The sequence below is a fragment of the Pantoea sp. S61 genome, from assembly GCF_016625145.1.
Taxonomy (GTDB): domain Bacteria; phylum Pseudomonadota; class Gammaproteobacteria; order Enterobacterales; family Enterobacteriaceae; genus Pantoea; species Pantoea rwandensis_B.
Map to the genome: position 1 here is coordinate 97,750 of NZ_JACVUO010000018.1, position 19,675 is coordinate 117,424.

At 55.6% G+C, this 19,675-nt stretch carries 14 protein-coding genes; all 14 read right to left on the minus strand.

All coding sequences use genetic code 11. From position 1 onward, the window contains the following. Positions 1 to 79 precede the first annotated feature (79 nt). The gene (locus IAE30_RS24620; protein WP_038643835.1) at positions 80 to 382 is read right to left on the minus strand and encodes a BrnA antitoxin family protein; all 303 of its coding nucleotides are present in this window, start codon (positions 380 to 382) and stop codon (positions 80 to 82) included. After that, complete coding sequence (locus tag IAE30_RS24625) at positions 363 to 650, minus strand: BrnT family toxin (protein WP_200681154.1); 288 nt, start codon at positions 648 to 650, stop codon at positions 363 to 365. Before IAE30_RS24625 ends, IAE30_RS24620 begins: the two co-directional genes overlap by 20 nt. Positions 651 to 877: 227 nt before the next feature. Beyond that, positions 878 to 1,882, minus strand: a complete 1,005-nt coding sequence (locus tag IAE30_RS24630) for a glycosyl hydrolase family 8 (protein ID WP_038643837.1) — start codon at positions 1,880 to 1,882, stop codon at positions 878 to 880. 9 nt (positions 1,883 to 1,891) lie between these two features. Continuing rightward, positions 1,892 to 2,338 carry a cellulose biosynthesis protein BcsD gene (gene bcsD, locus IAE30_RS24635; RefSeq protein WP_038643838.1) on the minus strand — a complete coding sequence of 149 codons (447 nt, stop codon included), beginning with the start codon at positions 2,336 to 2,338 and terminating at the stop codon, positions 1,892 to 1,894. Beyond that, positions 2,339 to 6,142, minus strand: a complete 3,804-nt coding sequence (locus tag IAE30_RS24640; protein ID WP_038643839.1) for a cellulose biosynthesis protein BcsC — start codon at positions 6,140 to 6,142, stop codon at positions 2,339 to 2,341. Between the two features lie 11 nt (positions 6,143 to 6,153). Next, positions 6,154 to 8,697, minus strand: coding sequence for a cellulose biosynthesis cyclic di-GMP-binding regulatory protein BcsB (bcsB, locus tag IAE30_RS24645; RefSeq protein ID WP_200681155.1), 2,544 nt, complete (start codon positions 8,695 to 8,697; stop codon positions 6,154 to 6,156). Beyond that, positions 8,694 to 10,799, minus strand: a complete 2,106-nt coding sequence (gene bcsA, locus IAE30_RS24650; protein WP_052059330.1) for a UDP-forming cellulose synthase catalytic subunit — start codon at positions 10,797 to 10,799, stop codon at positions 8,694 to 8,696. Before bcsA ends, bcsB begins: the two co-directional genes overlap by 4 nt. 62 nt (positions 10,800 to 10,861) lie before the next feature. Continuing rightward, positions 10,862 to 11,662, minus strand: a complete 801-nt coding sequence (bcsQ, locus tag IAE30_RS24655) for a cellulose biosynthesis protein BcsQ (protein ID WP_038643842.1) — start codon at positions 11,660 to 11,662, stop codon at positions 10,862 to 10,864. Then, entirely contained in the window at positions 11,653 to 12,429 is a 777-nt protein-coding gene (gene bcsO / locus IAE30_RS24660) for a cellulose biosynthesis protein BcsO (protein ID WP_038643843.1), read from the minus strand. The genes bcsQ and bcsO overlap by 10 nt, the downstream gene beginning before the upstream one ends. Positions 12,430 to 12,905: 476 nt before the next feature. After that, entirely contained in the window at positions 12,906 to 13,913 is a 1,008-nt protein-coding gene (gene dppF, locus IAE30_RS24665; RefSeq protein WP_038643845.1) for a dipeptide ABC transporter ATP-binding subunit DppF, read from the minus strand. Continuing rightward, positions 13,903 to 14,889: a dipeptide ABC transporter ATP-binding protein gene (gene dppD, locus IAE30_RS24670; protein WP_038643846.1), complete on the minus strand. Its 987-nt coding sequence runs from the start codon at positions 14,887 to 14,889 to the stop codon at positions 13,903 to 13,905. Before dppD ends, dppF begins: the two co-directional genes overlap by 11 nt. Positions 14,890 to 14,901: 12 nt before the next feature. After that, entirely contained in the window at positions 14,902 to 15,804 is a 903-nt protein-coding gene (dppC, locus tag IAE30_RS24675; RefSeq protein ID WP_034827779.1) for a dipeptide ABC transporter permease DppC, read from the minus strand. 10 nt (positions 15,805 to 15,814) lie between these two features. Then, entirely contained in the window at positions 15,815 to 16,834 is a 1,020-nt protein-coding gene (gene dppB, locus IAE30_RS24680) for a dipeptide ABC transporter permease DppB (RefSeq protein WP_038643849.1), read from the minus strand. A 323-nt stretch (positions 16,835 to 17,157) separates the two neighbouring features. Further along, complete coding sequence (gene dppA, locus IAE30_RS24685; protein ID WP_200681156.1) at positions 17,158 to 18,768, minus strand: dipeptide ABC transporter periplasmic-binding protein DppA; 1,611 nt, start codon at positions 18,766 to 18,768, stop codon at positions 17,158 to 17,160. Positions 18,769 to 19,675: the final 907 nt, after the last annotated feature.

The following is a 19,675-nucleotide window of genomic DNA, read 5'->3' on the forward strand; positions in this document are numbered from 1 at the left end:
TGAATGATGCACCCGGTTCGGTAGCCATCATGGGGGTGACTAAAGTTCACCACCATGATGTGCCGAATCCATCGCGTGGCTATTTGCTTTGCAGCTCTCGCATCATGGCGGCGCGCAAAATCGCATTCAAGCGCGTCTGGTAACCTTTCCCTGGCGCTTTCAGCCATTCCAGAACATCGGCATCAATCCTCACCGAGGCTTGCGTTTTTACCGGACGATAGAAGCGGCCGCGCGTAGCTGTGCTCCAGAAGGCGTCGTCTAACGGCGCAATGTCCTCAAAATCAATGTCTCCGTCCGCTTTTTGACTCAACGCTTCCAGTTCCAACTGCTGTTTATCTGTAAGCGGCGGCAGTTCACTGCGTTTAACTCTGATTTTGCTCATATCGCCTCCTCTCATTTCGCGTTGCAGAACGAGCACTGATAATCCTGACAATCTCGGTACCCTGTTCAAATCTGACCGTATGGGCAACCAATACGATGAGATAACCCGACACACTACCCAACGTCTGCCAGCGATATTCGCCGTTTTCAACGCGATCCTGACTAGCGATGTGATAAGGGTCATCAAAGACTCTGGCTGCAATTTCAAAGCTGATGCCATGCTTGCGGATGTTGGTTTCCGCTTTGATGGTATCCCATTCAAACTCCAATTCCGTTGCATTTTAGCATACACTTTTGTCTATACATTTTAGCATGACAAATTCACATGTTGGTTTATGGCTCAGCATTGATCAAGATCAACGCGCTTCAGGTTATTGTCTTGAAAAAGATAAACAATGTGAGCTGCTACGTGAAATTTAGACATAAAAAAAGCCGCACTCCATCAATGAAGTACAGCTTTTAAAATGTGCGTCCTCGCGACGCAACCCGAGATTGGCTAACGCTTTTCCTGATACGCCAGCCAGGTCAGTAACTGCAAGCTGGCGGAGAAGTAGTTCTGATCCGGCGCCAGACGATCGCTGAGATAACCGGTTTGATTCAGGGTCAGATCGCGAACCGCCAGCAAACCGCCTTCCATATTGTAAGGCGCAGGGGTGTTGGCGAGCACGTCAAACCAGGCCGGTGTCGTCTGGCGATCATAACCCTGCCAGACGCGCTGGAATGGCACAAGACGCAGGCTCTGCGGGTCATACCACCAGATGTTGAGTGGAACGCGTATGGCATCGTAGCTAAAGCGATTGGAATAACCCACCGCCGGTGCCACCGAACCATCGGCATTCAACGCCACCCAATCCAGCGGCAGACCGGTTTTGCCGAAGTGCATATCACCGAGCAGTTCCATGCCGTCGTCGATCAGGTTATTCCATACGCGCAGATGGCTACGATCGGCAAACGCCTGCCAGGCGGCAAACAGGAAATAAGAGGGATTCAGCACCACATAGCTGTTTTTGTTGAAGCCCTGTGCTCCAGGCAACATCACCGTGTGGCCGCCAAACGTGATGACGTTTTGTTTGACGATGGCGCGCTGAATACGGTCAGAAGTTGACTGATAATCACCGCCCCACTTTTGGCCTGCGCGCTGCAGTGCCCACGCAATCAGCACATCGCCATCAGAGGCATTGTTCTTGTCGGCAATCGGGTCTGAAGCACCCGGCGTGTAACGCCAGTAGAACAGATCGTTTTGCGGATTACGCAGATGGGTACGCGTCCACTTCCACAGCAGATCAAACGTGGTGCGGTCGTCGTTCGCGACCGCCAACAGCATGCCATAACCCTGACCTTCGGTATGACTGACATTGTTGTTGGCCGTATCACTGATACGTCCATCGCCGCTCATAAAGCGGCCTTTGAAGGTGCTCCAGCCATCTGCTGCAGCCTGGGCGCTGAAAAACATCACCATGAAACACAGCATCCATAGACGCCAGAAGCGCATGACTCTCATCAAACAATCCTATTGATATCGGTAATGCAGCGTGTTGCCGTCATTCTTCTCGAAGGTGACCGGCGCCACAGCGCTGCCGCCCTGTGCCTGCAGCCACTGTGAATAAACACCGGCCAGCACGGCGCTCATCGCCAGCTGCCAGCGCTCTGCACCCACCTTGCTGTCGCCCTGCGGCAGCGCATGGTGCTGAATCAGAATGGCATTTTCCAGCGGCTGAAGCTGGGTGAAACCCCAGCTAAAGCGCGCCAGTTGCAGATTCATCTCGCGTTCCAGATCCTGCACGGTGCGCGCTTCCGCTAAAGGATAGCGCGCTGCCAGCGATGCGCCCACATTGTTGAGAAAGCCTTCGGCTTCCTCGCCCGCGTTGTCCAGCATCCCTTCAATCATCACGCTGACCAGATCAAACCAACCCGGCTGATGCGGATGGCTGACGCGCGCGGTTGCCTGCTCACTCATTTAGTTGTCTCCGAACAGATAACGGAAGTACAGATTCGCTGTGCTTTCGTTGTAATCGCCAAAGGTGTCGTAGCCTAATTGCCCACCCACAGTGACATCTTTGTTGATCTTATAATCCGCACCGGCGTGCAAGTTATAGCCAATGCCATTCTTGCTCTCGCCGCTGTAATACGCGCTCTTCACGTAACCCTGATCGGCCAGGCTCTGCATTTGTGCCTGGTAAGTCGGATCGTTCGGGAAGTAGGCGCTCTTATCCTGGCTGTAGGATTGATAACCCACCGAACCACCCACGTTCACTTTCAGATCGTCGAACTTGCGGGAGAACTCGATCGGGAACGAGACCGATGCATAGTTCTGCGGGCTGAAGTAACCGCCCTGACCGTAGCTGAAGTAACTCAGGTTTTTCGAGTAATCCATCCACGACAGGCTCATGCCCACTTTCAGTTCGCGGTCGTCGTAGTGGAACGGACGCACATACGCACCGGCAGTCGCCTGCACGCTGTTGTTACTCGCCACGTTTTCGCCAATGTAGCTGTACGCGCCACCGCCGACATAGAAACCAGCATCGCCGTTATCATAGCTCAGCAAGGCATTACCGCCGTTTTTGGTCACGCGACCCCAGCGCTTACCGCTGGTTTTATCTTCCACGCCCACATAGGAGAGCAGGCTGTCGGTCATCGCGCGACGTTCACCGGTGAGGATCAGCGTCAGGAAGTCAGTGAGTTTCGGTGACCACTGCACGCCTCCCACCAGGGTACTCAAATCCTGTCCGAGTGGCGTACTGCCGAGGTCAATCTTGTAGCTGTCGCCTTTCAATGCCAGGTTCAGCTCAACACCCGTGGCTTTCTGCGAATCAGTGGATGAAGACGGGACATCGTCAATTTTGGCATCGCCTGACGCCACCACATTACCCTGCACCAGGGCATTGGTGCCGAAACGACGCCACGCATCGCCCGCCGCACTGCCCGCCGTGAGCGAGACAGGTGTCATAGTAAAGTCAAAGCGCGATTCGCCAAACGGGACGGTGGAGAAGGTCAGTGGCGCTTTGGCTTCGGTCAGTTTGCTCAGACCTGATTCGCCGTCACGACCACGTATCTGCATGCCGCCCTGAATCCAGGTGCCGGTTTTCTCTTGCAGGTCATCCATCATACTGTCGATCTGGCGCAGCGTCTGGCTCTGCTGGATTGCTGGTGTGTTGCTGGCCAGCGTGGTCCCCGTTGCGCTGCTGGTGACATCCGGTGACGATTGCCATGGCATCACCGCGCCATAGGCAGACGGAGAACGTCCCACCGGCGAAGTACCACGGTTGATGAACGGGTTATCCGCCAATGCCAGACCACCCACGCTTGGCGTATCACCATTGGTGGCGCCCTGCAGACCAATCAACTGGCCGCGCGCGCTGCGCAGATAGCTCATGGCCTGGCTGTGATTGCCGTTGGCTTCGGCCACGCGCGCCAGTAACAGCTGGCGATCCGGTGACTGCTCATTGTTCAGGCCGCGTGTCAGGGTATTGGCTTTATTGACGTCATTGTTGGCCAGTGCCACGTTGATGGCACCGGTACGCGCATCTTGCGTTGGCGTATCCTGGGTCATCAGGTAGTCATACACCACACCCGCTTCTTTGTTCATCTTGCCGGACTGATACAGTCGCGCCATGGCGAACATCAGATCGCGGTTCTGTGGATCGTGCTGCAGTGCGCCCACCAGCTTGTCGTAAGCCGCGGCGTACTGCTTCTGCTCACGCAGACGATCCACTTCGTTGATCACGTAACCGTTGCGAATACCCGCCAGCTGCGTGGGCGTACTGCGCGCCTGCAGCTCCGGGCTGCTGAGGAAGCTCTGCGCTTCGGTATTCAGACCCGCCTGGTTGAGCACCGCGACCTGTGCAGCGTAATCACCGGCGTTCCCCTGAATACCGCGCTGCATATTGCTGCGCACCACAGAGACAGCGGTGGTGAGATCGCCCGCTTTCGCCAGCTTCTGTGCCAGATTACCGGCATCCACCGGGTTGGACGGAGGTGACGAGGCCAGCGCACGCAGGGTATTCGCCGCTGCAGCATTGGAACCCTGCGCCAGATACTGATCGGCGGTGGTCATCTGCAGGTTGAAGTTCACACGCTGCGCCAGTTCGCGCATATCGCTGCTCTTGCTGCCGTTCGGTATGCGTGACAACAGCAAACTCGCCTGCTGCCAGGCGCCGCTTTCGCTGGCATTCAATGCGCCGGCATACAGCTCTGCCGTGCTGGCGCCGCTGCGCATTGACGGCTGCATGATATTGGCGGCCATCATGCTATCGCCCTGAGCACGATAAATACGCGCCAGGTCGAGTCGCAGCCAGCCATCGTTGGGATAACGCTGAATCCCGCTGTTCAACGTGGCAATCGCCGCGCTGTTGTTGCCTGCCGCCAGCTCACGCTTGGCCTGCGCACGGATCGGATCGGTGCTGCTGCCGCGCGGTGCCACGCTCTGGCGTACGCTATCTGGCAGTGATGCCAGCAGCGTGTTCGCTTCGGCGCTGCGGTTCTGCTGACGCAGCACGTAGAACAGGCCTTCTTTGGCGTTACGGTTATTCGGGTCGCCTTGCAGGATAGAACGATAGGTTTGTTCCGCCTGGTCGAGTTGATTGCTGCGACGCTGCACGTCCGCGCGGAACAGCTTAGCTGAAACGCCTTTCTCGCCATCGGCCTGCGCCAGGGGTTCACTCAAGGCTAATGCCTGCGCGCTGTCACCGTTTTTCAGCGCCTGCTGCGCGGTGGCCAACTGGGCATAGAAGCGCGCATCGGCTGCCTGCTTCTGGCGCGTCTCGCTCTGATCGCCGCCCATCTGCGCGGCGCGCGTCAGATAATCCGCAGCTTCCGCATAGCGTCCGGCACGCTGGGCCACATAGCCCATCCCTGCCAGTGCATCGGCATCCTGAGGGTTTGCCTGCAGCACTTTCTCAAAGTTGTTCTGTGCGTTGCTGACGTCACCACTGTTCAGTGCGGTAAAGCCCGCCCCTTTCTCAGCACCACCGACATTTTTACGGTAGTAATCCATCACCGCATTGTCCTGCGGATGGCGCTGCTGCCAGGTCTGGTACAGGGAAGCATCGGACGCCTGCGGCCCGAGCCACAGCAGCGCCTGGCGCAGTGAACGGTCAGCGTCTTTATTGCCATCCGCCAGCGTGCCCAGCAGATCAATACCCTGACGACGGGTTGATTCCTGATAGGTCAGTGCTTTGCCGAGTGCCAGCTTCGCGCCGGTATCTTGTGGATGATCGGCCGCGAATTGGCGCAGCGCTTCGACCGCCTGCGGCAGCAGCGAGCGGTCTCCGGCCATGGTCAGGTAATATTCCGCCGCCACGCTCGGTGGTGGCTCATTGCCATTAAAGGTATTGCGCCAGGTCTGCAGCGAAGCCGCAATATTGCCGCTGCGGGCCTGCTGCCGCGCTAACGATAGCTGCGCCTGCGGAATGGTTTGCAGCTGACGCGCATTATCCAGTTCGGTGAGGTGCGGATCGTTCGGCGATGCGGCACTCAGGCGCGCGCGCCACTGCGCCGCTTCCGCGCTGCTGCCGCTTTGCTGGGAATAGAGCGCCAGCAAATAAAGCGCTTGAGTGTTATTGGGTTCCACCATCAACACTTTTTGCAGCGAAGATTTGGCCAAATCGTCATGCGCTTTCTGATGCCAGTAAGCCGCCTGATCAAACAACGCTTGTAACGCAGGATTGGTGCTCTCCGCCGCCAGCAGCGGCTGAGAGAACGCCAGTGCCCCACCCAGAATCAGGGCATGACGAATACCGGCACTCAACAGATTTTTTTTCATTGTTTTTATCCTTACTTCTTGCCGGACTTGCTATCAGCTTTCGGGTTGAGGCGTCGCCATGCATGACGCTTCAGCATCGCCCATGCGCTACCGCCGACCAGCGTTGCCAGCAACAGAGCCGCCAGCGCCATCAGCACCGAGTGCTGGTTGGCATACCACACCACCATCATGTACCACGGCATTTCGCCACTCGGGAACTGTGGGCCGACGCGGAAACTGCGGATACCGTTTTCATCGGTGATGATGGCGGTATCGCCACGAATGCCCGCGTTAATGCGCGCCGAGTTGAGATCTTCATGCAAACGCAGCAGCTGTTGATCGCTGGTTGCCACCGTCATCACCACCAGACGATCGGCATTCCACGGCGAGCGGTAGCTGACAAAGCCACGCCAGGCTTCGTTGGAGGAGAAGTAACGATCGGCATCCAACTGCTGAAGATTCCAGTCGCCGGTCAGCCAGCCACGCAGCTTGTCCCAGGTCGTCGGATCTTTCACGCCCAACGTATTACCGCTGGTCTGATAAGGCGTGTTAGCCAGCATCTGCTGATTGAATTCACTGTTCTGTGTGGTGCTCACCGCCAGCAGATCGCTGTCCTGCAGGCGTGTCAGGTTAGTGCCACCATTTGGCAAGCCAAACAGCACCTGGTTCTGCACTAGCGGTACACCGGTCGCGTTACCCGCACGTGAAGACATATCCAGCAGCGTGGAGATCTCCGCATCGGTCGGTTTTTCTGGCAGCAGCAAGGTGGTCTGCGAGAAGTCCGCCAGACGCGAGAACGGGAACGATGCGCCAACGAAGTACGACAGGTTCGGCAGCATGGTGAAGTGACGCGTGTGGCTCAGATCGATCCACGAATCATCTTCGATGCGGCTCTTAATGTTGTTGTTGAGCAACACACCACAGGGCGCGTCCGCTTTCGGTTTGATGTTGAAGTACAGCGCCAGCTGGTTATCACCGTAAATCAGATACGGCTCCAGCTTCAGGGTGTAGTGCTCCTGACGGGCGTCGCCGCCCAGACGATGCCAGGCGCTCTCCAGCAAGCCGACTTTGTTTACGGTCAGGTTGCGCAGGAAGGTGCCGTTAAGCATCACGTTGAGGAACGATTTGTTCTCATCAATCCAGCTTTCCGACGGGAAGCGGTAGTGCAGCTCGACCGGAATGGTGTCGCCATCCCACATGAACAAATCGGGTGCCGCGCGGAAGTTCACGCTCAGCGCATCGTGCCAGATGCCGGTGGTGGTCAGACTCTGATCTTTACGCAGCAGCTCGCTCAACCGCACCGGGCGGGTGGTGTTGATCCAGCGCGGCGCGTCATACGGCTTACGCAGGCCAATCGGCTGCGGCTGCACGTTCAGACTGCTGGCATCGGTCGCCAGCGGTTGCGTGGTCAAACGGTTGGCCGCCTGACGCAGCTGAGCATCATCCGCGCCGACCACTAACAGCAGTTTGTAAACCGGGTTGTTCGGGTTATCAATCACCTGCAACAGCGGTCCGTTGGTGGCAGGCAAAGTCACAGAACCGATCTTCTCACCGGGATGGCCAATCAAAATGCCGTTGTGCTCAGGCAGATCGCCACGTACCACCGGGAAACGAATGCCGCGATAGTCCGATTGAATACCCATCCATGATGCCACTAACGCCGCCGCGCTGATGCTGTCCGGCGTGGCATTGGCGGCAAAGCCGAAGGTCACGCTGGCTGGCGTCATACGCTGCGCATCCATAAACGGACGCGGGAAGTTGCGCAGGCTGGTGCCGATATTCAACTGCTGGCCTTCGAGGCTCAGCGTGGTTTTCGGCAAGATGGAGACCTGATACTGCTGCGCACTCTCTTTTTCGCACAGCAGTTTGTCAGCATCGTTAATTTTGAAGCTGAGGTTGTTGCTTGAAACCACCATCGCTGCCGGAATATCCAGCTGATAGTCGCTGACATCACTGTCGCTCGATCCCAGTGGCAAGGTGCCCAGCGGCTGACCGTTTAGCATCAGCTGCAACGAGGTATTACGCGCCGCCAGTGCTGCTGAAACGCGCAGCGACAAATTCAGGCGCGCGTTGGTGATCACTTCATCGCTCGGCAGAGTAAACATGATACCCGATTGCAGCTGACCGCCGGTTAAGGTGATGCCCTGCGGCTGGCCCATCTGCGCCACGGAAATGGTGCTGCTGATAGGTTGATTGAGCATCGCAGAAGCGGAAACCACGGGTGCGGCGACTGATGCCGCAGGTGCCACATCAGGCAGCACCATCTCTGGCGCTGGCGTGGTAGCAGGCAGCTCCGCCTCTGGTGCAGCCGGGTTTGTGGCGTTGGCTGCTGGCATATCCATCGCAGCCGGGGCACTATTTTCAGTCGCTGGTGCATTTTCAGTGGGCGCATAAGGTATTGCACCCGCCGCCTGCTGCAACTGGGCATCCGCTTCACTCTGGATGCCTTGCGGTGGCGGCACGTTGGACAAGGCCGAACTATCCTGCGTTACCGCAGGAGTTTCTGCCCAGGCCGGGGCGAGCATCAGCGCCGTCGCCAGCGAGCTTGCCAGCAACGTTTGCGTCAAATTCTTCATACTGCGCTGTCCTCTTTCACTGCCGACTGGTTGTTACGCTTACGCTTCTCACGGCGATCTTTCCAGGTCAGCCAGAACAGCTCAAATACGGTACGAATAATGGTGCCCAGCGATACCAGCGGGTTGTCCTGCTTATACTCCGGCTGGATCCACGCATCGGCGCGCGCCAGTACCACACGCACCAGCTCACGACGACGCGATAGCGGCATATCACCAAAGCGCAGACGAATGGTCTCTTCATCGCCGGAGATTTTGCTCACCGGAATAGTGATGGCACCGGATTTCAGCAGCAGGTCAATCTCTTCAATTTCATCATGCTCATGACGATTGTCCGGCGCATCCAGTTGCGCGCCGCCCATCGACAGGTCGCTGGTTTGGGTGCGTGATGAGATACCGCTGGCGTAGTGAATCACCGCCGGAATCTGCACGTCGATACGAATGGTTTTACGTACCTGTTTGGTTTCGCGCGCCACGGCAATCGCCGCCATCAGGATGATCAGGCTGAACACCGCCCAGCCGACGTTGAGGGCGATAACATAAGGGTCAACACCGAAGTAATCATGTGCCGTTGCACGTACGACGCCCGCGACGATACCAATGGTCAGCAGTACCGCGACAATCACATGGGGGCGGACGATGTGGAAATCGAAGAAGCCCTGATCCAGCAAGCCCCCTTTATCCGTTACGTTAAATTTACCGCGCTTAGGTGCCAGCATGGTCAGCAACGTCGGGATCACGAGGTGGAAGCACATCACGGTTTCGTAGATTTCACCCCAGAAGGTGTAACGGAACTTGCCGTTCATGCGGGAGTTGACGTACAGCGACATCACCAAATGCGGCAATACGTAGGCGAAGATCAGCGACGCCGACGAGTGAATGATGTTCAGGTTGAACAGCAGGTACGCCAGCGGCGCGGTCAGGAATGCCACGCGCGGCAGACCGAACTGGAAGTGCAGCATGGCGTTGAGGTAGCAGAGGCGCTGCTGCCATTTCAGACCACGGCCAAACAGCGGATTATCCACACGGAAGATCTGCGTCATGCCACGTGCCCAGCGGTTACGCTGAACCACGTGCAGACCGAGACGCTCAGTTGCCAGACCCGCAGCCAGCGGAATCGCCAGGAAGGCAGACCCCCAGCCCAGACGCTGCATTTTCAATGCGGTGTGCGCATCTTCGGTCACGGTTTCCACCGCAAATCCACCAATCTCTTCCAGTGCGCTACGGCGAATCACCGCACAGGAACCGCAGAAGAAGGTCGCGTTCCAGTTGTCGTTACCCTGCTGAACCGGGCCGTAGAACAAAGCCCCTTCGTTCGGGATCGTCCGTGCCGCACGCAAGTTACGTTCAAACGGGTCCGGTGAATAGAAATAGTGTGGCGTCTGCAACAGCGCCAGCTTGGGATCGTTCAGGAACGGACCGACGGTCGCCTGCAGGAAAGTACGCGTGGCGACGTGGTCACAGTCAAAGATGCAGATCAGCTCACCCTTGGTGATTTTCATCGCATGGTTGAGGTTACCGGCTTTCGCATGGCTGTTGTCGTCGCGGGTGATATAGCCCACGCCCACATCGGCGGCAAAAACCGCAAACTCACTGCGCTTGCCATCATCCAGCAAATAGACCTTGAGTTTGTCACGCGGATAATCAATACACTGGGCCGCCAGCACGGTATCACGGACAACGTCGAGGCTTTCGTTATAAGTCGGGACATAGACGTCGACAGTGGGCCACAGGCTGGTATCGTCCGGCAACGGTTCAATGGTGCGTTTTAATGGCCAGGTAGTTTGCAGGAAGCCGAGAATCAGAATCAGCCAGACATACAGTTCGGCCAGATATAAGCCGATACCGAGAATCGCTTCAATCTCGGAATTAAACTGTAGCGTCTCCGTGGTGCGCCACCAGATATATCGGGTCGACATCAGCGCAGAAAGGATAACCATGATGACGGTTATTTTGCGGCTTTTGCTGAAGCCCAGTAAAAACATCATCCCGATGCTGATTAAGCCAAAAATATATTGTTTTTGGCTGTCCATAGGCGTGATGACGATTACCGCAGCCACAGGTGCAAGCACCAGCAGCAGCAGGTAAAACCCGAGTTTACTCATGATTCACCCTAAAGAAGCTGTGTTGTTATTATTGCTAATACCGCCAGGCAAATGCCTGGCGATTAATAATGGCTGCGGATAGGTGCCTGAACTTCACCGTTACCCACGGTAATATTCAGGATATTGGCTACGCGCTTCGCCACCAGTTCGATATCAAAGGCTGCGGCTGATGCCGGGCTGAAATCATAAACTGATTGTTGTGAAGCATTGGCTTCCGCGACGCTTTCATCACGATGAACCACGCCTAATAAATTCTCGCCCAAACGCTGCTGCATAAAGCCAGTGACTTCACGGCTAATATTGCGGCGATTGTCACTTTGGTTAAGTACGAAATAATGACCACACTTATTATTGAGTGGCTGACCTATCATGCGGTCATTTTCAATTTGTGGCAGTAAAGAGACCGAGGCGGTATCTGCCAGCATCACCACTAAATGCATATCGGCCAAAGCGGCCATGGCTTTAAGTGCCGGACCTGGGCCTGGCGGGAAATCGGCAATAATGACCAGTCCCGGATAATTTAAAACCGTGTCCAGACCGCGGCGCAGGAAATGTGGATCTTTAATCAGGTTCTCTTCAAAACGCTCACGCTGATCTTCGGTCACATCGCCATAAGGCATGACGAAAATATTACCGCCGGTGGTGAGGATGGATTGGCTCCAGTCGGCCTGCTCTTCGGAGCGCGCAACAAAGCCGCGACCATCATTCAGCGGCACACCAAAATGCAGGCGCAATGCGTTCTGGACATCGAAATCGATTGCCAACACCTTGCTGCCAGCGCGAGCCAGACTCCATGCAAGGTTGGCCGCCATGGTGGTTTTCCCTACTCCCCCTTTTGGCGAGCACACACAAACTAACGGCATAGCGCAATCTTCTCCAATAGCGGTTTTAAGGGTGTTTCTTTCGATAGATTAGCAGGTTCCGTTGCACGCGAACGGAACAGGGCACCAAAACGAGAGGGTGCAGAAGCGGCCGGACGCGCCGGTTCAACCGGAGCGGCAAAGGTAGACGCGGGTGCACTGAACGTTGATGCAGCCTGCGGCGCTTCAGCCGATGTCGCGGCAATCGGTGCGGCTAAAGGCGCTGGAGCAGGGTTCGCTACAGGTGCGGGAGCCGGCGTCGCTGCGGGTACCGCAGCGATAGGTGCGGATGCAGATAAAGGTGCAGCAGCCGGTTTCGCTGGCGGCGGTGGAAACAGCGACGTCGTGGCCTGACGCTCAACATGGGTCGCTTTCGGTGCCTGTGAGATGACAGAGGGCGCCGGTTTAGCCGCTGGTGCAGGCGGGAAGAGAGACGAGACTCCCGCAGGCGGCGCGGCTGGTGCAGGTTCTGCAGGCGCAGTGGCCGCCAGGCTGTCGAGAATCGAACCGCGTGAAGTGCTGGCCGCAGGTGAAATTGCCGCCGGTGCAGCAGCGGGTGCGCTGAACTCATCACCGCGAATCGGCTGCGGCTGTGGCAGGTCAATACGCTGGCCGCTGCCTAACTCAGGCTCATTATCGGTCGCTAATTGGCGGATGATCGCCCACTGGCTGTGATCCGCTTCCTGCGATTGCCCAGACATATCCTTAAAAGCGATATCGAGCGTTTTGGTCTTTTCTTTAAAACGCTGCAGATCGTCGTAATTCTTCATGATCAGAGCCTGTAAAAGCGGGAGGGAATTTTCCGCGAATATATCACACACACTAAAAGAGAGTGAGGGAATTCTGATTACAAAAACGGCGTATTCAACAAAAGACTTTTATCAATATGATTGAAAATCTGGCAATGCAAAAAGCGTGCAGATATTTAAGGCCGGAGATTTATTAATATCGATTAACTGAAATAATAACGACAAAAACATTCACCTAAGCTACTGATATGAAGCAGAAGTGGTTCAAGTTGCGGATTTAACAGGTGCGTGATTATGCTCACATAATCCTGCCGCTATTCAGAATTTGCCTTAACGATTTAACCCTTAATCAGGACCAATCGATTACTGATGCACTGGAGTAATACATTTCCAGGCGCTTCCGGCAGAAACATTTTTCGCGTTAGCATCCCTGAAGTATAACACAGGAAAAAATAAAGGCTCCCGCAGGAGCCTTTATTCATTTTTGGCGTTATTAATTACACGCCCACTGGCTGATTCTCGTCCTGATCCACCGCGAAACAGGCAATTTGCTGTTCGCCATATTGCTTCAGTTTGGGCTGCAACTGGACGCAGGTACCAAAACGGCGGCGGCAGCGCGCGTTAAACGCACAGCCCGGCGGCGGATTAAGTGGACTGGGCAGTTCACCGGTCAATTTAATCCTTTCACGACGCTCATCTGGATTCAAACGTGGCGTGGCTGACAGCAATGCCTGCGTATAAGGATGACGCGGATGACTGAAAATGGCCTCTTTGCTGCCTCGTTCGACGCAGCGACCTAAATACATCACCATCACTTCGTCAGCGATATGCTCCACCACCGACAAATCATGAGAAATGAACACATAGGACAAACCCAAATCCTGCTGCAAATCCATCATCAGGTTGAGCACCTGCGCACGCACGGAAACGTCGAGCGCAGAAACCGGTTCATCGGCGATCAGCACGTCCGGGTCGAGCATCAAACCGCGCGCGATGGCGATACGCTGGCGCTGACCACCAGAAAACATATGGGGATAGCGATCGTAATGCTCGGTTTTCAGGCCCACCTTCGCCATCATCTCCAGCGTTTTCTCGCGACGTTCCGCTTTAGTCAGTGAGGTGTTAATCACCAGCGGTTCTTCGAGAATCTGGCTGATTTTTTTGCGCGGATTAAGCGAGCCATACGGGTTCTGGAACACGATCTGGATTTTCTGACGACGCAGTTTTTGCGCCTGCGGATCGTGTTTCAGCAAATCCTGACCGTGCCAGTAAAGCTGGCCTTCGGTCGGCGTCTCAATCATGGTCAGCAAACGGCCAAGCGTGGATTTCCCACAGCCCGATTCACCCACCACCGCCAGCGTTTTACCGCGTTCGAGGTTGAACGACACGCCATCCAGCGCTTTCACCAGACGTTCCTGTCCAAACAGCCCTTTCTTCACCGGGTAGTGTTTTTTCAGGTCGATCGCCTGCAGCAGGTAATCCTGCTGAGTATTATTAAGACTCATAAGTCGGTCTCCCGGCATCATCCAGTGGGAAATGGCATTTAGACTGGCGACCCGGAATGTCACGCAGTTCAGGTTCTTCACGACGGCAGCGTTCGGTCACATACGGACAGCGCGGATTGAGCAGACAGCCGGTTGGACGGTCATATTTGCCCGGCACCACACCCGGCAGCGAAGCCAGACGCGCTTTATCTGCGGCAAACTCCGGCAGCGCACGCAGCAACGCCTGAGTGTACGGATGACGCGGCGCTTTAAAGATGTCTACCGCTTTACCGCTCTCCACGACCTGGCCGGCGTACATCACGATGATGTGCTGCGCGGCTTCTGCCACCAGCGCCAAATCGTGGGTAATCAGGATCAGCGCCATGTTCTCCTGCTTCTGCAACTCCAGCAGCAGTTCGATGATTTGCGCCTGAATGGTCACATCCAGCGCCGTCGTCGGTTCATCGGCAATCAGCAGCTTAGGTTTGCAGGCAATCGCCATGGCGATCATCACGCGCTGGCTCATGCCGCCTGACAGCTGATGCGGATAAACATCCAGACGAGAGGCCGGATCGGGAATACCGACCTGATCCAGCAAGTCGATCGCACGCTGACGACGGGTGCTTTTGCTGCCGCCCTGATGCACCTTCAGCGCTTCCATGATCTGGAAGCCCACGGTGTAGCAAGGGTTGAGGCTGGTCATCGGGTCCTGGAAGATCATCGCTACTTCCGCGCCCACCAACTGGCGGCGCTCTTTCTCAGAGATCTTCTGCAAATCGCGCTGGTTGAACTCCAGCTTTTCCGCCATTACGCGGCCGGGATAATCAATCAGTCCCATGATCGCCAGCGAGCTGACCGACTTACCAGAGCCGGATTCACCCACAATTCCCACCACCTGGCCTTGTTCAACCTGGTAGCTGATACGGTCTACTGCACGGAACGGTGTCTTTTCGTCGCCGAAGTGCACCGACAGTTTTTCTACATTTAATAGTGCCATCTCGGTGCCTCTTTACTGCTTGAGTTTCGGGTCGAGTGCATCACGCAAACCATCGCCCATGAGGTTGAATGCCAGCACGGTGAGCAGGATGACGACACCAGGGAACGTCACTACCCACCAGGCACTTTGCGCATACTGCAACACGTCGGAGAGCATGGTGCCCCACTCCGGCGTTGGCGGTTGCGCCCCCATTCCGAGAAAGCCCAACGCCGCCATATCGAGGATGGCGTTGGAGAAGCCTAATGACGCCTGCACGATCAGCGGTGCCAGGCAGTTAGGCAGAATATTGACGAACATCTGGCGCAGCGTACCGGCACCCGCCACGCTGGAGGCGGTGACGTAATCGCGGTTCACTTCCACCAGCACCGCTGCACGCGTCAGACGGATATAGTGCGGCAGCGCGACGAAAGTAATCGCCAGCGAGGCGTTGACAATCGACGGACCAAAGATCGCCACCAGCACCAATGCCAGCAGCAGACTCGGCAGCGCCAACATGATGTCGACCAGACGCATGATTACCGCATCGACGACGCCGCCGAGGTAACCCGCCATCAGGCCAAACACCACGCCAAGGATCAGCGACAGCACCACCACCAGACAGCCGACCAGCAGCGATAAACGTGCACCGAACATCAGGCGTGACAGCACATCGCGGCCTACGTCATCGGTGCCAAAGATAAATTTCCAGCTGCCGCCTTCCTGCCACACCGGCGGATGCAGCAGAGCATCTCGGAACTGCTCTGACGGCGCATGCGGTGCCAGCACATCGGCGAAGATGGCGATCAGCAGCATCAGAATGATGTAAACCAGGCCAATCACCGCGCCTTTATTACGTTTGAAGTAGTGCCAGAATTCCTGAATCGGGGTCATCGGCTTAGGTGCAGCGCTTACGCTTGCGGGATCAACAGTTGTCATGATGCCCCCCTTATTTCTTATGTCGAATGCGCGGATTGACCACGCCGTACAACAGATCAACCAGCAGGTTGACCACGATGATCAGAATCGCCACCAACAGCACGCCGCCCTGCACCACCGGATAGTCACGACGCTGCAATGCTTCGATCAGCCAGCGACCGAGTCCCGGCCACGAGAAGATGGTTTCCGTCAGAATCGCGCCCGCCAGCAAAGTGCCGACTTGCAGACCGATCACGGTGACCACTGGCAGCATGGCGTTACGCAGCGCATGCACCACGATGACGCGCATACGCGTCAGGCCTTTAGCGCGCGCGGTACGGATATAATCCTCACCCAGCACTTCCAGCATTGAAGAGCGCGTCATACGCACGATCACCGCCAGCGGGATAGTCCCCAGCACGATGGCCGGCAAAATCATGTGCATCACCGCATCTTTGAAATCGCCCTCTTCACCCCACAGCAGCGTATCAATCAGCATAAAACCGGTGAGTGGGTGGCTATCGTCGAGGAAAATGGTGTCGCTAATACGCCCGGATACCGGCGTCAGGTTGAGCTGCACCGACACCAGCATGATCAGCATGATGCCCCACCAGAAAATCGGCATTGAGTAGCCAGTCAGTGAAATACCGACTGCGGTGTGGTCAAACACCGAACCGCGTTTAACTGCCGCCAGCACGCCCACCGGAATGCCCACCGCAATGGCGAAGATCATCGCGCAGATGCCGAGTTCCAGCGTGGCTTTGAAGCGGGGGACGAACTCATCCCAGACCGGGATGCGGCTTTTCAGCGAGATGCCGAGGTCGCCGTGCAGCACACCATTGATGTAGGTGATGTACTGTTTCCACATCGGCTGGTCGAGGCCAAATTGGGCCATCAACTGGGCGTGGCGCTCGGGAGAGATACCGCGTTCACCCGCCATGATCAGCACCGGGTCACCGGGGATCAGATGGACAAACGCAAAGGTCAGTAAGGTAATACCGATGAACGTTGGGATGACAAGGCCCAGACGTCGGAGTATGAATTGCAGCATAAGCCGGATTCTCAGTCATTTCCCGTGGCGTTGCCGCCAGGGACTACATTGCTCACAACACGCAATCGACAACGTCGTTTGCGACGCAAGAAGCGCTTCAAAATCCCCGTCATACTTCATGCTGCATCTGCGTGGGCTGCGTTCGCTCATCCCAGTCACTTACTTGAGTAAGCTCCAGGATATTCACGAAATTGCCGCCTTGCTACAGCGTGAATTATTGAGGGTATATAAGAAATTAACCGGAAAAAAAGTGCGGAGACCGGGCGGCAAAGGTGCCGCCCGAGGGCCAGCAGCGCTGGCCCAGACCGCGATAATCCGAAAGGTTATTCCTGGATATCGACGTTTTCGAAGTGATGTTTACCTAATGGATCAACCACATAGCCAGTCACTTTCTTGCTCACCGGCTCATACACGGTAGAGTGAGCAATAATCAGCGCCGGAGCCTGGTCATGCATCACGACCTGAGCCTGTTTGTAGAGCTCAATACGTTTGTTGTGATCGGCTTCAGCACGTGCAGGCTGAATCAGATCTTCAAACGGCTTGTAGCACCAGCGTGAGTAGTTAGAACCGTCTTTAGCGGCGGCACAGCTAAACAGGGTGGCGAAGAAGTTGTCCGGGTCCCCATTGTCACCGGTCCAGCCCATCATGACAGTCTGGTGTTCACCGGCTTTGGCGCGTTTCAGGTACTCGCCCCACTCGAAGGTGACGATCTTGGCTTTCACGCCAATTTTCGCCCAGTCAGCCTGAACCATTTCCGCCATGCGACGGGCGTTCGGGTTGTAAGGACGCTGTACCGGCATCGCCCACAGGTCGATGGAGAAACCATCCGGCATGCCGGCTTCTTTCAGCAGTTCTTTCGCCTTGGCAGGGTCGTAAGCGTAGTCTTTCACCGCATCGTTGTAGCCCCACATGGTTGGTGGGATCAGGTTTTTCGCGGCCTGGCCAGCGCCCTGATACACAGCGTCGATGATGGCTTGTTTGTTTACCGCCATGGTCAGTGCCTGACGCACTTTCACGTTATCCAGCGGCTTTTTCTCGGTGTTGAATGACAGGTAACCGACGTTCAGACCAGGCTGTTCCATCAGGTTGATTTTGTCATCTTTTTTCATGCTCGCGATGTCAGCCGGGTTTGGATACGGCATGACCTGGCACTCACCTTTCTGCAGTTTGGCGTAACGCACAGAAGCATCAGGGGTGATAGAGAACACCAGACGATCAATCTTCGGCTTGGTACCCCAGAAGTCTGGGTTCGCTTTATACAGAATGCGCGAGTCTTTCTGGTATTGCTGCAGCACGAATGGACCGGTGCCCACTGGATTCAGATCCAGCTTCTCTGGCGTGCCGGCTTTCAGCATGTTGTCAGCGTACTCTTTTGACAGGATTGAGGCGAAGTCCATGCCGAGGTCGGCAATGAACGGCGCTTCAGGACGGCTCAGGGTGAAGCGTACGGTGTAGTCGTCAACTTTCTCGATTTTCTCGATCAGCTTAGGCATGTCCATGCCTTCGAAGTATTCGTAGCTGCCGCCCGAAACACCGTGGTACTTGTTGTTTTTGTCGAGCTGGCGCTCGAAGGAGAACACGACGTCGTCAGCGTTGAAGGAACGAGTTGGCTTAAAGTCTTTGGTGGTTTGCCATTTCACGCCTTTACGCAGATGGAAGGTATAGGTTTTACCATCTTCGCTAACGTCCCATTTTTCTGCCAGACCCGGCTGCAGCTCGGTAGTACCGGTTTTGAACTCAACCAAGCGGTTGTAGATCGGCACGGAGCTGGCATCGTAAGTGGTACCCGATGTGAAGAGCTGTGGGTTGAAGCCTTCCGGCGAACCTTCTGAACAATATACGAGGGTTTTCGCCTGGACACCCGCGGCAACAGTCATAGCAATCAGGCTAAGACCGACCTTCAGCATCCTGGATTTAGCCAGGGAGTTGATCATGTTTTGCTCCATTGTGATGTGATGTTGTGTGCGTCGCCCGACCTCTGAATTTTTTTATGCGGTTCGGGCAGCATGCGAGTGGTTTATTTTGTCATCCGGTAGCCAACGGCTCCTCAGAATCGCCCTACTCTGCATGTTATTGACGCATCAATTTGTCAACAGTTGCAAAGAACGTCAATACAAGGTGGGGTTATTTACACAGAGTGTGAGTAAGTGCAAGCAACGATAAAAAACAGGGTTATTGCGCTGAGCCAAAATTTAAAAAGGTGATAAAGCGCGCAATGCCGTGTGATTGTCTGGCTATGCAGCCAAATGACAGTGATTATCACCGCTAAAAAACACACAAAAGTTATTGGTAAACGTCGAATAACTGAACGATTCGTCGTGCGTTATGACGTTCAGGCAGCGAAATATGCTGGTGTAATGGCATAAGAAATCAGCAAAAAGCATTAATCGGTCATAAGAAGAATGTGTCGCGAATTAAGCGTGCAGGGTTGATTGCGCGAGGGGTCGAGTCGGTAAAGTTGGAATAATGGCGGGTAAATATGATTTGTTGGATGGGATGGGTGAATTAGAAGGTTAGGTATAAACATCATCGCTTTTAAACGGTGCGTTGCTCAGGGAAGGCGGTTCGATCGCAAAGACGGCGTAAATACATCCCTGTAGCCTCGGCCGCCGCGTCCCTGCGGCGGACGCTTTGCTCCCCGAACCGCCTTCCCATCGCACATCAGCAAGGGTGCCGCTGTTTTGAAAAGCAGCACACTCATAAGCAGCAGAATGTTTTCATTTAGCAGCACGCACAGAACCAAATGTCAGCTTCCCAAAACGCGCACAGAATCAAATGAAGGAGGGAATGCGGGGCCGCGGAGTAAAGCGTTACACGCCAGGGATGGCGTGTGTCGAGCGA